General features: G+C 59.8%; 12 protein-coding genes. 7 read left to right on the top strand and 5 right to left on the bottom strand.

Annotated features, from left to right (window positions below):
• The first annotated feature begins 47 nt into the window (after positions 1-47).
• From CFT68_RS12030 to CFT68_RS12040, 3 genes are all read left to right on the top strand, one after another.
• Positions 48-1,613 carry a SusD/RagB family nutrient-binding outer membrane lipoprotein gene (locus CFT68_RS12030; protein ID WP_088843811.1) on the top strand — a complete coding sequence of 522 codons (1,566 nt, stop codon included), beginning with the start codon at positions 48-50 and terminating at the stop codon, positions 1,611-1,613.
• Between the two features lie 47 nt (positions 1,614-1,660).
• Positions 1,661-2,950, top strand: a complete 1,290-nt coding sequence (locus tag CFT68_RS12035; protein ID WP_088843812.1) for a hypothetical protein — start codon at positions 1,661-1,663, stop codon at positions 2,948-2,950.
• 415 nt (positions 2,951-3,365) lie between these two features.
• Positions 3,366-3,776: a hypothetical protein gene (locus tag CFT68_RS12040; RefSeq protein ID WP_141106537.1), complete on the top strand. Its 411-nt coding sequence runs from the start codon at positions 3,366-3,368 to the stop codon at positions 3,774-3,776.
• A gap of 34 nt (positions 3,777-3,810) precedes the next feature.
• Here the strand turns inward: CFT68_RS12040 and CFT68_RS12045 are convergent, their stop codons facing one another.
• From CFT68_RS12045 to CFT68_RS12065, 5 genes are all read right to left on the bottom strand, one after another.
• Complete coding sequence (locus tag CFT68_RS12045) at positions 3,811-5,211, bottom strand: chloride channel protein (RefSeq protein WP_088843814.1); 1,401 nt, start codon at positions 5,209-5,211, stop codon at positions 3,811-3,813.
• Positions 5,212-5,395: 184 nt separating this feature from the next.
• Complete coding sequence (locus CFT68_RS12050; RefSeq protein WP_088843815.1) at positions 5,396-7,159, bottom strand: glycoside hydrolase family 10 protein; 1,764 nt, start codon at positions 7,157-7,159, stop codon at positions 5,396-5,398.
• A gap of 83 nt (positions 7,160-7,242) precedes the next feature.
• Positions 7,243-7,872: a M15 family metallopeptidase gene (locus tag CFT68_RS12055; RefSeq protein WP_088843816.1), complete on the bottom strand. Its 630-nt coding sequence runs from the start codon at positions 7,870-7,872 to the stop codon at positions 7,243-7,245.
• A gap of 115 nt (positions 7,873-7,987) precedes the next feature.
• On the bottom strand, positions 7,988-9,244 hold the full coding sequence (locus CFT68_RS12060; RefSeq protein WP_088843817.1) for a serine hydrolase: 1,257 nt from the start codon (positions 9,242-9,244) through the stop codon (positions 7,988-7,990).
• A gap of 147 nt (positions 9,245-9,391) precedes the next feature.
• Entirely contained in the window at positions 9,392-9,601 is a 210-nt protein-coding gene (locus CFT68_RS12065; protein ID WP_088843818.1) for a hypothetical protein, read from the bottom strand.
• Positions 9,602-9,802: 201 nt separating this feature from the next.
• On the opposite strand from CFT68_RS12065, the gene CFT68_RS12070 reads away from it, so the two are divergent.
• The 4 genes from CFT68_RS12070 to CFT68_RS12085 all read left to right on the top strand — a co-directional run bounded on the left by CFT68_RS12070 (position 9,803) and on the right by CFT68_RS12085 (position 14,046).
• Positions 9,803-10,639, top strand: a complete 837-nt coding sequence (locus CFT68_RS12070; RefSeq protein WP_141106538.1) for a hypothetical protein — start codon at positions 9,803-9,805, stop codon at positions 10,637-10,639.
• A 118-nt stretch (positions 10,640-10,757) separates the two neighbouring features.
• Entirely contained in the window at positions 10,758-11,597 is an 840-nt protein-coding gene (locus CFT68_RS12075) for a rhomboid family intramembrane serine protease (protein ID WP_088843820.1), read from the top strand.
• A 140-nt stretch (positions 11,598-11,737) separates the two neighbouring features.
• Positions 11,738-12,700, top strand: coding sequence for a T9SS type A sorting domain-containing protein (locus CFT68_RS12080; RefSeq protein ID WP_088843821.1), 963 nt, complete (start codon positions 11,738-11,740; stop codon positions 12,698-12,700).
• A 212-nt stretch (positions 12,701-12,912) separates the two neighbouring features.
• Positions 12,913-14,046 (top strand): esterase/lipase family protein, encoded by a 1,134-nt coding sequence (locus CFT68_RS12085; RefSeq protein WP_088843822.1) that lies wholly within the window; start codon positions 12,913-12,915, stop codon positions 14,044-14,046.
• Positions 14,047-14,069 lie beyond the last annotated feature (23 nt).

Here is a 14,069-nt window from a genome sequence, read left to right on the forward strand (position 1 = left end):
CTGGCCTAGGATACTGGCCTACAGGCTCTACGACTTACGACAATTCAATGAAACGATATCTGCTTTTTCTAGGCCTACTCCTTGGGAGTGGGGCCACGCTCACATCCTGTGAGAGCTTCCTGGATTCCAACACGGACCCCAACAACCCCATTACCTCCACCCCGAACTATCTGCTGCCCGGTATCATCTCCCAGGCCATCCAGACGCAGATGTTCACCGCGCTCACCACTACGTACATCACGCAGTACACGGTGCGCAAATCTCCGGCTAGCAGCACCGACCAGTTTGTGCTCAGCAACGGCAACAGCACCAATACCTTCAACTACAGCTACTACTACTCCGGCGGCAACATCCCGACGATGGCCGCTGCTGCCGAGAAAGAAGGCTCTCCGCAGTATGTAGGAGCCGGCAAGATCATTCAGGCTATGCTGATGGCGCACGCCACCGACATGCTCGGTGATATTCCGTATTCGCAGGCCTACCAGGGCGCCGCGAACTACACACCCGTGTATGACCCGCAGGAGCAGATTTACCAGAACATCCAGACGCTCTGCGACGAAGGCATTGCCCTCATGCAGACGCCTGCGGCCCAGGAGTTTCGCCCGCTGTACATCACGTCGCCTGCCATTTCGGGGGATATTCTGTTCAAAGGCGACCCAGCCAAGTGGATTAAATTTGCCAATGGTCTGAAGGCGCGCCAGCTCAACCACCTGAGCAAGAAAAGCACCTACAGCCCAGCCCAGATTCTAGCTCTCGTGGACAAGAGCATGACCAGCTCCGCTGACGACGCACAGCTGCAGTTTCAGGCGGCGGTGGCCCCGCTCACGGGTACTACCAACATCTTCGGCACCACGCGGAACAACTATGCCACGGCTACTTTTTCCAGCAACATCATCAAGTATCTGAACGGTAATGCCGCCGGCGCGGCCTACCCAGGTATCGTGGATCCGCGCTTCACCATTATGGCTACGGCTACCAGCACGGGCGCCGACCCAGGCGTGGGCGGAGCAGCTACCAGCAACATCGTGAACGGCTTCACCGACTTCTACAGCTCCTGGTACGCCCGTGATTTGGGCTACTTTGAGGTGTTGAGCTACCACGAAGTGAAGTTCATTGAAGCAGAGGCTGCTTTCAAATCGGGTAACCTGACCCGTGCTCTGGATGCCTACAAAAAAGGTATCCGGGCACACATCACCAAGATTGGTGCAGGTGGCTCGAATGGCAACCCCGCCGTCACCTTCCCGGTGCTGACGACTGCCCAGATTGATGCCTACATGAACAGCGCCGCCGTGGCCCAGACCACTGCCGAGCTGAGCCTAAAGCGCATTATGGAGCAGAAGTACATTGCCATGTTCCTGAATCCGGAGTCGTGGTCGGATATGCGCCGCTATGATTTCAGCCCCGAAATTTATGTGAACCTGCAGTACCCCGCCAACGCCAACTCGGTGCTGGCGCTCAAGCCCGATTACAAGGACCGCTGGCCCCGCCGCATGCTGCCGGGCGCTACCGAAGTGCTCTACAACCCGCAGGCTATCAGCAATCTCTTCGCTGAAGCCGGCGCCGCCAACAACGACGACTACATTACAAAGCCGCTGTGGTGGGACCGGCCCTAGTGCCGGCCAGTAGTACACATTCCTGATCTTCTAACGGACTTTTCTCCATGAAGCATATAACATTCCGCCGCCTGGTTCCGGGCTTGCTGGCCGTAGTAGGTGGCCTAGCGCTGGCCAGCTGCGAAAAAGAAATCGATACCTATTACGACGAAATAGGTCCTCAGTATCCCACGTTCCTGGCTAACGCCCTGGGCACCGCCACCAAATACGCTCCCGGCGAAGTGGTGCAGTTTGAGTTGCAGTTTGCACAGCAGACCGCGCCCATTCGCGAAATCCGGATTCTGCAGAAAGTAGAGCCCGGCCGCGACTCCACGGTGGTGCAAACCATTCCGTACAAAGCCGCCTTCTCGAAGCGCAAGCAGGCCGATACGCTGGTGGTAAACTACACCGTGCCCGCCGGCCAGAACAAGGCCAACGTGCGCGTAGATGCTGTAGTGGTGTCGGATAATAGCCAGACCAAAACCCGCTCGTTTGCCTTCCGTCTGGCCGAAGCTACGCCTACCATCAAGGTAAACTCCACCACGAACGTAACGGCACCGGCCGGCGCGACGCCTGTTCCCGGCGACGTAGTGCGCTACAATATTCTGCTGAACCAAGGCGGCATCAATACGGCCACAGCACTTACCACAACGGGCACGCTCTACAGCAACCTCGATAGCCTAGTGACCTATGTGAAAGTGGGGACGGCTGCTGAGCGTCGCGCGCTGAAAGCGGTGCGGCTACCAGCTGGCACGGCGGCACAAACCGGCGCGCAAACCTCTACCAACGTAGATGTGACCGTACCAGCTGCCAGCAGTGGCCAGGAGGTAACGTACCGCTTCGAGGTGAAGTCGCGCTACCAGAACACGGTACCGCCCGCCGCTCCTACCATCCGGACGGCTACGGCTACAGCGGCCACCTTCACGCCCGGCACTACCACGGCGCTGGCAGCAGCCCGTACGGCTACGCTCACCTTCACCGGCACCGGCGGGGGCGACCTGGCCGCCTTCGATCTGACCACCTTCACCACAGTGGCTGCTGCCGACGCCGCTACCAGCAAGGATATTAGCATCAGCAGCACAGCCACCAACGCCGTGCAACTGAAGGCGCTTAACACCACGAAGTTTGTGGCTACTACCGCCGCTGTATACACAGCCGCCACGCTCAATAGCATCCGGCAGGTATATCAGTCGGCCGCAGCTGCCAGCCAGCTCACGACTCTGGATAACGTAGCGGTAGGCAACGTATTCGTGGCTCGCCTGCGAGGCCTAGACCAGTATGTTGTCTTCACCGTGACGGGCATCAACCGTACATCGGCCACAGATGTAGCCGTGACCCTGGCCGTGAAAATGCTCTAGGCCAGTCTGGTTTCCGTAGAAAGCAAAAAGCTCCTCCCAGATTTGGGAGGAGCTTTTTTTATGCAAGGCTCACTGCGCTGTCTGTTGTGCCGAGGCTAGTAGGTATCACGTGCATTCCTCCTTCGCTTTCATCACGCAGCGCAGGCGATATACAGAACCATTTAGTTCACCCAAAATATCAGCCTCCACGCTCAGATATGGCAGAAAACCGCTTCCTACACTGCGCCTACTGGCCTAGACAGCAGCAGACAACCGGTGAGTAAGCGCTTTGACTATCCGGGTCGCAAACCTGTGTTTCTGTTACCTTTGGCCTGAAACTACCTTACTGTACTTGCTATAGAAAGTACTGGTTTCTTTCGTTTCCCTGCTCTTTTATGCTTCGCATCCTGTTAGGCGAGGCATCAATTCCTACCTCGTGCAACCAACTCGTCATTACTTTTCTAACGCCGTGGGCGCCGTCGATTATGTACCCGGCGCCTATGTTTATCTGCATTGGTCGGGCGCTCCGCTCAGTAGCTTGGAATTCCGGGGCCTGTACATACACACCCGCAACCTGCTGCAGCGGCATCAGCTGACCGCCATTCTGGCCGACCACCATGCTATGCCTCAGGCGCCCGATGAAGCTGACCGTGACTGGTTACTCCGGGAATGGCTCCCTCAAACCATACAGGACACGCGTTTTGCTCGCTACGCTGTAATTCCTACGCCCGCCCCCGAACACCGGCTACATACGGATGGCGTATTACGCGACCTAGGCCACTACGTGACGGTGGGCGCTTTCCTTTCCCTCGAGGAAGCTACGGCCTGGATCAGCGGCCCACTGTAAGCATCTGCTGAAAGTTACCCTGCTATACCAGCTTCTATACACGTGGCCTAGAGGAAGATCGGGCTGCCGGGGCTATATTTTGGGCCAGGGTTTCGCGCAGGAATCCGGTTTTCAGGTGCTCGTAGAAGGAATGCGGATCTATGAGGGAAGCCACTGCCTGCGCCATCATGCCGCTGAGCAGCAACTGAAAGATAGCGGAGTGGCGGTCAGTCATTTCCAGCACCAGGATAGCGGCCGTGAACGGGGAGCGCACCACACCCGTCAGAAAGCTGACCATGCTCACTAGGATAAGCAGATTGCGGTCTTCCAGCGGTACTTGCCCCAGCCGGCAAAGGGCGTCGCCGAGCACCGCCCCGGCGCTTAAGGAAGTAGCAAAGATGCCGCCGGCCCCACCCCCGCTGTAGCTCAGGGCCATGCCTGCAAAACGAGCCGGAAACAAGTACCAGGGCGTTTGGCCATCATTCTGAAACAGGAGCCGATTGATAATAGGCTTACCCGTACCCACTCCCTCCTGGCCTACGGCGTAGGCCAGGGCCGCCAGCAGCAAGCCGCACGCCAGTACCCAGGCGGCCTGCTGAGCAAAGGAGACAAAGCGCTTACGGTAAGCATTCAGCCACAGCAGAGATTTGGCAAACAAGGCCCCTGCCAGCCCACACAGAATGGCCACCAGGGCCACCGTAGCCAGAAACCACCCGGCGTGGGGCGTTACCTTCGGGAAGCCCAGATAGAGATAAGACCCCAACAGGGACTGTGCCGTGAGGCCGGCCACAATAACGGCGGAAAACACGGCCATCCGGAAGCGTGCCATGTGCATTTGGGTGAGCTCCTCTACCACGAACACAATGCCGCCCAGCGGTGTGTTGAAAGCGGCCGCTAACCCGGCCGCGCCCCCCGTAACCAAGGCAATCTGGCGGGAGAGCTGAGGCCAGCCCGCCGGCTGCAGGCGGTTGATAGCCCGGAAAATAGCAGCCGAAATCTGGATGGTAGGACCCTCCCGACCAATCACGCCCCCACCCAGCAACAGTGCCACGCTGCTAAGCACCTTGATGATGGCCACGCGCAAGCTCAGCAGATAGCTTGTGCGGTGGTGGTGCCCGGGAGTGGAGAGTTCAATGCCGGCCATCAGCTGGGGTATGCCGCTGCCGCGTGCTGCCGGGGCCCAGCGCTGTACCAGCACCCACGACACAAAAAAGGCCAGGGGTGTGAGCACAAACGCCAACAACGGCTGCTGCCGTAGCCAGGTAAAACTTACTTGCTCGGCCCACACAAATAGCTTCTCATACCCTACCGCCACCACGCCCACTACAATGGAGGCAAACCAGAACGGAAAACTCTGCAGAATAAGTCGGCGGACCCGGTCTGTGTAGAGGCGTTGCAAAAAGTGCTGATCAAGCCATGAAAGGGCTCTGGTGTAGCGCGAGCTAGAGTCGGGCATGCTGAATAAAGTATGGGGGAGGCACCAGGCTGGTGAGCAAAAAGGAACCCTCAGGTTTACGGGGCCGCGGCCAACCTGACCGACTACGCAAAGAATACGGCTGTAAGCTCGTGCTCAGCCAGTGTGGTTTTTACCAAGGAAAAGGGTGGCCTACGTAGGCCACCCTTTTCCTTGGTACGTCAATTTAGCGTTTACCGAATATCCGCTCTAAGAGGCCGCTTCTACGCTTGGTTTTGGTCTTAACCTTGATTTTGGTGGGAGCCGATGTGCCCACGGTAGGCCTAGGCGTGGGTACCGGACGCGTGGGTGCTGGCACGGTAGGCTGCGGGGCAGGTACCGGAGCCGGCGCGGGTGTAGGAGCTTGGGCCATTACAATTTCGGCGGGGCGGCCGGTGCTAAGCACGCGCACGGGCGAGCTTTCATTGTGGAGCCGGTCTACGGCCGTGAGGTAGTAGCCGTAGGCCACTCCGCGGCGGGCGGTGGTATCGGCAAAGAACAGACCGCGGCCGGCTTGGGGGCGCAGCACCGCCAGAATATTGCGCGGGTCGTCGGGGGTGGGCTGTGTATTGGTATCGAAGCGGTAGAGCACGTAGTAGGCAGCCGCGTCGCCATCGGAAGCCACGGGGCTGGGCTGCCAGGTGAGCGTGTTGGCTACTGCCGAAGCTGTGAGCACCAGGTTTTGCGCGGGGCGCGGCGGCACTGCATCCAGCCAGGGCATGGTGGGTATAAGTGCGGGGTACCGGAACTCGTGCTGCCGCAACGAATCGGTGGTGTGCAGCGGATTGGAGAGCAACGACTTGGAGCTGAAGAATACGCTGCCGCTGACCTCAGTGGGGTACGAGCGGTTCACGCGTACCTGCCGGGGCAGCTCACGCGGGTTGCGCCAAGTGGTATCGGCGCGGGTATTTTCCAGCATGCGGTAAGCGCCCTGCCCGATATAGAGGTGGCGGCCATTGCTGTTGCGCGCCCACCACTCTACCAGCACCGGGTATTGCGCCACCTTAAAATTGCTGCTCCAATAGAGCTGCGGCAGCACATAATCAACCCAGCCTTGGCGCAGCCACTCCAGTGCGTCGGCGTAGAGGCCATCGTAGCCCTGGAAGGCTTTGGTGGCCGAGCCGTTGGGGTCGGTGGTTTGGTTGCGCCACACGCCGAAGGGCGAAATACCGAACTTCACCCAGTGCTTGGTGCTCTGAATGGTATCGTGCAGGGTATGGATCAGCTCGTTCACATTCTCCCTGCGCCAGGCGGCCAGGTCGAGGTTGTTGGGGTTATAGCGGGCGTAGGCCTGTTCGTCATGAATGGTCTGGCCGGCTTCGGGGTATGGGTAGAAATAGTCGTCGAAGTGGACACCGTCGATGTCGTAGCGCTTCACTACATCCAGAATTACCTGCGAGATATAGTTGCGCACTTCCGGTAGGCCAGGGTTGTAGAGCAGCTTGCCACTGTAGCGCAAAAACCACTCGGGGTGCTGCCGGAACGGGTGGTTGGGGGCCAGCCGGCGCGTCACGGAATCCATGGAAGCGCGGTACGGGTTGAACCAGGCATGAAACTCCATGCCACGGTTGTGCGCTTCTTCAATCAGGAAGGGCAGCGGATCGTAGAGCGGCGACGGGGCCTTGCCCTGGGTGCCGGTGAGCCACTTGCTCCAGGGCTCCAGGCTGCTTTGGTAGAAGGCATCGGAAGCGGGCCGCACCTGCACAAACACGGCATTGATGCCGCTGCGCTGGTGGTTATCCAGAATCCGGCGGTACTCGCGGCGCTGCTGGTCGGGCGTGAGCGTGCGGCTGCTAGGCCAGTCGATGTTTTCTACGGTAGCAATCCAGACACCACGCAGCTCCCGCTTAGGCGGAGCATCGGCGGCGGTAGCTACCTGACTGCCAAACAGGCAGATGAAACACAAAAACAGTAAAAACAGGAAGCGGCCGGGGGCAATCAATTGAAACATTACCGCAAAACTACAAAGACGAACATGGGGAAACGACGGAATTATCTCATTCTGAAACTCCACAACGAGACAATGCCCTCATTTCATCTTTGCACTGCGTCAAATGGCAAGTCCAGCAGGTCAAACTCGGCCCATTGCTGATGATCGTAGTGCCACCACTCGCCGGGGTAGTTGATGAAACCGTGCTGACGCATGGTAGCTAGCAGCACACTACGGTTGAGCATGACGTGGGCCGGCAGTTGGCCGTAGCGCGAGTGGGCGGCCGGCGTCAGGTCATCGAAATCGGTGGGGAGGGGCACTAGCTCGTTGGTGCTCAGCTCAATCAGGCCCACATCTACGGAGCAACCCCGGTTGTGGCGGGAGCCGCGCCAGGGCGGGGCGGCAAAGTTTTCGTCCTGCACTTGCTCGTACATGCGCACTGTCACGCTGTAGGGGCGGTAGGCATCGTATAGGCACAGGCCTAGGCCTCTTTCAGCCAGCGAATCCTGAACGGCTGCCAGCGCCTCGGCTACCGGCTGCCGCAGCAGCGCCCGCGCCGCCGGGTACACAGCCGCCCCAAAGATATTCTCGTTGGTAGCGTAGCGAATATCGAGCACAATGCCCGGAATCAGCGCCGCCACATCCACTAGCGCATGGCTCGGGTTGGCTTGCACCAGCTGGCGGTAGTCGCCTACGGAAGTAATGACGGGAAGCCCGTGGTATGGATCAGACATAAATTCGCAGCAACTATCAACTAGCGCAAGCTGAACGATAAATGCACTTTGTTACGCCTCCATAAAGTATACGGTTATCTATATTCAATCATCAGCGCCCTGAATAGCCTCCTTTTTACTGACGCTTTTTAGCTTTCCGGTTGGCCTGCTGCTGCACTTCATACGCGTACACTACTTCGCCCACCCGGCGCAAGAAGGGGAAGCCCACCGTATCGTACTCGTACTGGTCGTCGTTGAGCACGCCGTCCGAGTTAGTATAGACCACGGCACTGAGCAGAAACTCCACTCCCAGCGCCTCGTTCCGGATGTAGGCGTTATCAATGAGGAAGCCGTAGGCCTGCCCGATTTTGTTGTAGATGCGCACGCCCGGCGGCAAAGGAGCGGCTGGGCCGCCAGCCAGCAGAAACTTGGCGTAGTTATCGGGGTAGGCCGTGGAGTCGTAGTGCGGGAACGTGCTCTGGCGCGGCAGCAAGCTTAGGTAGCGGCGTAGAAACTCCGTATCGGAGGGCGCGAGGGCGAAACGCTGCCGGGCGGGCACCGCTTCCGGAAACAGCACGGCCCGCAGCACCTGCTGCAGATCAGCCAGGGAGGTGGTGTTTTTGGTAGAGAAGTCGAGGGGCTCATTGATGCGCTGACTGCCTTGCATATGCGCCTCTCCAATACGTACCCCCTTGTGGACTGGCCTAGGCCACTTACCCGCGAAAAAAGCGGCCGGCTGCACATACAAGGGGCGCGTGAGAGTCGTATCGGCGTACAGCGCCACCGGGTTGGTATGCCGGGCCGTGGAGTCGGTATCCCCAACGGAGAGGCGGTGGCGCAGCACGGTGTGGCGCAAGCCGTGGCGGTACAGGCCAGCGTTCAGCGTTGCGGGGCCAACAAACTCATAGAGCCGGTTGTAGGCGTCGTTATCACTCACCAACAGCATCTTGCGGATGTACTGCGCCAGGCTGGCCCGGCCCGTGGCGCTACTGGAGTCGTGCAGCACGGGCGTCTGCCGCGCATAGGCGGAGTCTATCCGCAGAGGAGCTTCCGGCGTCAGGTCGGGAATGTTGGCTGAAAGGGCCCGCAGCTTTTCCAGCGCCAGTACTGCCGTGGGCAGCTTTATGGCACTGGCCGGGTAGAAATACTCGTGCGGCCGCACCCGGTATCGGAAGCTGCGGAAGTGGGGCCGCCCTTGCGCATCGCGGTGTATCTGGGTGTACAGAATCTGAACCCGATGCGCGGCGGCTTGCTGTAGCACCGGGGCCAGGGCCGCATCTTGCCGCAACAGCCGCCGCAAGGGGTTGCCGGGCTGCGCCTGGGCGGAGCTGCTTTCTGTGGTTATCCAGGCTGCTACCAGCAGCAACAGGCCTACGCGCAAACTACACTTCATGCTGGCAAGATAGGCGACGGGCCCGATCTGCCGCTAGGCCACCATAAACACGTAGTGCGAAGAATACAGGGCAGGTGCGCTACTCCTAAGAGCCAACGCTGCTGCCTTGCGGTCTTCGCACTACGCGCTTACGGTTACCCGAGTGGCCTAGCTTTTGTGCTCGGGGCCACCGTCGGGGCCGGAGTTGGCGCCGCCTTCCAGGCCGTTGGTCTGGTCACTGTCGCCGTAGCCGCCCCGGATGCCGTCGCCTTCATCCTGCGTGAGGTCGTGCTGGTTGGTTTGGGGCGTGCTGGCGGGCTTATTTTCGGTGGTTTGCTTATCGGGTTGTTCGGCGGGGTTGGGCGTGGGAGTGCTCATGAGAACGAATAGAAAAGAAGATGAATAAAGGAACGGGCCAGTGAAAGCCCGGCTTAAGGCTATACGCCGGCTGGCGGTGGCGGTTGGGACTTAGTGGCGCAGGAGCTTTTTTCCCGATGCCCCGCAGGTTATCTTGCCGGTACTGCGCGGAGCTTGGCCGAGCAGCTCTACCCCCTATTTTACCGTTTTCATTCTTTCCCTATGCCTGCTACCGGCTCCGACGCTTTTCTGAAAAAAACCGACGAGGAACTGTATTACTTAGTTGAGCACCCCGAGTTTTATCACTCCGCTCTGATTATGGCCGCCTCCCAGGAACTACGCCGCCGAGGTGCGGCCCTGCCTACGCCTGCCGCCTTACCGCCCTCTCCTGCCCCGTTGCCCTTCGAGTATGAGGAGCCCGAGCCCTCCTTGCTGCGGCGCTGGCTGCCAGCTGCCCTGGCAGTTATGCTGCTGGGCCTGACGGGCTGGCTGATTCTGCGCCACACCAACACCAGCCCGGCCACAACCGCCACGGCTAAACCAGCAGCTCCGATTGTGCTGGAAAGCGTGAAGGCCCAACCTCTCCCCGATTTTGAGGCCCAAACCAAGATTCGGCTGCAGGAAATGCGCCAGCAGCTCCCGGCCGCCGACCGCGCCGATACGACTGCCACGGGCCGCTACCTACGCATGGCCCGCCGCTACTGGCTGGCCGAAAGCCAGGCCGCCCACCTGACGGATATCGCCAAGCGTGACGAAGCAGCGGGCACCTTTCCTGGTCAGCTAGACCTCACGCAGGAGCGCATCAGTTGGTTTATGCGTGCCAAAGCCTACAACCAGCACTTGCACCCTATCATGGAAGAACGCCTGACCCTGATGCAACAAGGCCTGGTGCTGCGCCAGACAATGCTCCATAACTTTAAATATCGGTTCGATAATCAGCTCATCATGATGGACCGCGACATGAACCAAGCTGATTTTGAGGCCACCGACATCGGCAATGAGCTGCGCGGAAAGCCCCGGCAGCGCGCTCCTATTCAGGGGCGCCTCTCCGACCTCTAGGCCACCTCATCAGCAATCCTGTCAGGTGCTAGGCCACTGGCAGGATTTATGACGCCACCCGCGGGGCCGGCAGTGCAGTTTTCAGCAACCCTGGAAGCGCGCCGCCGGCCCTTCGTTTATGGCTGCACCTGACCCCATTGGCCTATTTGCGCAGAAAACCGATGCCGAGCTGCTCTACCTGGCGCAGCACGGGCAGCGCTACCCGGCTGCCGTGGTACAGGGCGCGGTGCAGGAACTGCAACGGCGCGGCCTCATTCCGGAGGAGCTACCCGAACCAGCAGCTAGGCCAGTAGCTGCGCCGCCTGCTGCTCCAGAACCCACAGGCTGGGCGCTGTTGCGCGAAATCAGCCGGGGAGTTTTCTGGCCTCGGCCCGGCTACTTTATCACGCCTATCCTGCTATGGCTGAATTTACTGGCCTACGCCCTGCTTGGCATGACGGGCTCTGATGTGGTGGCGCCCAAGGCCGCCGACCTATTGCGCTGGGGAGCAAACTTCTCGCCCCTGACTTTGCACGGTGAGCCGTGGCGGTTGGTCACGAGCTGCTTCCTGCACGGCGGGCCGGCCCATTTGCTCCTGAACATGTCGTCGTTAGTGTTTCTGGGGCTGATGACGGAGGGCCTGACGGGCCGCTGGCGGTTGCTGCTGGTGTATCTGCTGAGCGGAGTGGGCGGCAGCCTGCTCAGCTTGTGGTGGCATACGCAGGGCGTGCTTTCGGTGGGCGCTTCGGGTGCGGTTTTCGGGCTCTATGGGCTACTGCTGGCCACGTTGGCGCTGCACCCCACCTCCTTCGACCGCTCGGCTCGTCGCACGGTGCTGCTCTTCATCTTTTACCTGATGGCCAGCAGTCTGGCCGGTGGCCTGGAGACCCACGCTACGGATAATGCCGCCCATGTTGGGGGGTTACTTTCTGGTTTGGTGCTAGGGAGTTTGTGGCCGCGTCGGGCGCATCAGGCTTAACGCACACTAAGCCTTTTTGCATCCTACAGGTTTATTTCTATATTCGTCAACACTATATTATTATCTGACAGATACTTACAGTCGGTTGTCACTGACCGTATAAGTAACTGCCTTGTTCCGTCCCTTACCTCAAGCTCGTTATGAAACAACTGTTACATAGAATAGCCACGGCCGTGGCTGCCGTGCTTTTTGCTGGCTCCGCCCTTGCCCAAACGCCCGCCGCCGTACCGAATGGCACCTTCGAAACATGGGCAACCCGAAGCGGCTCCGAGGCACCTCAAGGGTGGATCAGGACCGACGAAATCCTGCTGTTTTCGCCCTTGGCACCCCTGGCCCCACTCCTGGTCCCGACAGGAACTACTACTAAAGCTACCGTTGCGCACGGGGGTAGCTTTGCGGCACAAATTCAGAATGTGACCAAAACTACACCGCTGGGCAGTGGCGTGCTGCCCGGGGTGTTGTTGCTGGGCCCCCGCGTGAACCCCAATGGCAACGGCAATATAGGCGGCGGTGTGCCCTATACCAGTCGGCCTACGCGCCTGCAGTTCTGGTATAAGCTCACCGGCGACAATGCGCTAAAAGACTCTGCGGCGGTAGCGGTTGGGCTGCTCAAAACCCAAGGCGGCTCCACCGACATTGTGGCCTTCGATGCCGTGTTGCTGACTCCGGCTCCCAACTATACCCTGCTGGATATCCCGCTGACCTACATCAAAAGCTTTGCTCCCGATACGCTGGAAATGTTCTTTACCTCTGGTCTTGCGGAAACCATTACGGCTGGTACCACGCTCACGGTTGATGACGTTGTGCTGGTAGGCACCGTAACGGCTACCCGCAACCCGGCCACCGAGGCCGCCCTCCAAATTTACCCCAACCCCAGCACCACCGGCGAGTTCTCCCTGGCCTCTCTCGGCAGCCCAGCCCTTTCCACCGCTCCGTACACCGTAGCCGATGTTACGGGCCGCATCGTTGTTCGCCAGGCCGCCGCAGCCGCCAGCGAAGCCCGCGGCCGCCTCGTAAACCTCCGCGGGCAGCGGGCAGGCGTGTACCTGCTACAGCTTCATACGCCCGAAGGTCCCCTAACCCGTAAGCTCGTAATTGAGTAGGCCACGCTGGCCCACGAGTAGAAGTCCGGCCGCTGCCTTGCGTAGTGGCCGGACTTTTTTACACATTTGGCAATCGAAAAGCCAGCTTTCGGGGTTATAGAGCCAGAAGAGCCTGCCAGGCATACCGCTTTGCCGACAGAATGCAATGAGATCCTGGCGGCGGCCCTATTTACCACTCCTAGGCCTATCTGGTAGTTAATCATCTGACTTTCGTGACCGAAACCCAAGACCCTTCCAACTCAATACCGGCCGCCGGCCCTTCCCGGTGGCGGCGGGCCGCGGCGGCAGTAGGCTGGGCGGCCCGGGCCCCGCTTACGGGGGTAGGATTTCTGTATCGGGCCGGGCAGGAGAATCTGCACTTTACGCTGCCCGTGCTCAATGGCGCTTTCGGCGACCAGCTAGCCGCCCGCCACGACCCGCGGGCCATTCAGATGAGCTTCCGCCGCCACGAGGCCGATGTACCGGTAGCCGACCTGCGCCTGAGTTCCAACGCAGCCGGTAACCCCCAGAAAACGGTGGTGTTCCTGCATGGCCTCATGGGTGACGAAATTATTTGGCAAGCCGGCTCACCCGACGGCCTACGCTACGGCCCCAGTCTGCAGCAGGAGTTGGGCGTGTGTTGCTTGTATGTGCGCTACAACTCCGGCCTGCATATTTCTGAAAACGGCCGGCTGCTCCATCAGCTTCTATCCGAGCTGGTGCACACCTTCCCAGAGGCCGTGGGCGAGCTGGTGCTGGTAGGCCACAGTATGGGCGGGCTCATCATCCGAAGTGCCGGCTACTATGCCGACCAGGAGCTTAAAAACCGTCAGCCAGAACACGAGCAAACATCTAGTTGGCTAGGCCACCTGCGCAACGTGCTGCTGCTGGGCGTGCCTAACGATGGCTCTTTTCTGGAGCAGAACAGCTACTTCACCTCCCTGATTCTGCGCAAAATCAACATCTGGCCCACGCGCTTTGTCAGTGGCCTGATTGACAAGCGCAGCAATGGCATCAAGGATCTGCGCTTTGCGCGGCTGATAGAGGAAGACTGGCAAAACCCGAACGCCGACGACCTGTTTCCGCCGCGCACAGTGGTTCCGCTGCTGCCCGGCGTGCACTACCATGTGCTGGCGGGCTCCCTGCTGAAATCAGATACGTCTGTGCTGCACGATTATTTTGGCGACGGGTTGGTAGGTGCCCACAGCGCCCAGGGCCGCATCTTCCGCGACCCGGCAGCGCCTGCCGACCTGCGCATCAGCACCCAGGTATTCCCGAAGCTGCACCACGGCTCATTGCTCAGCCACCCCGAGGTGTATGCTTATCTGCGGGATGTAGTAGCCCAGGAGAACCAACGTGCTGAGTAGCCAGAGAACCAGCCGCAGCCTCT

The sequence above is a fragment of the Hymenobacter gelipurpurascens genome (genome assembly GCF_900187375.1).
GTDB classification, from domain to species: domain Bacteria; phylum Bacteroidota; class Bacteroidia; order Cytophagales; family Hymenobacteraceae; genus Hymenobacter; species Hymenobacter gelipurpurascens.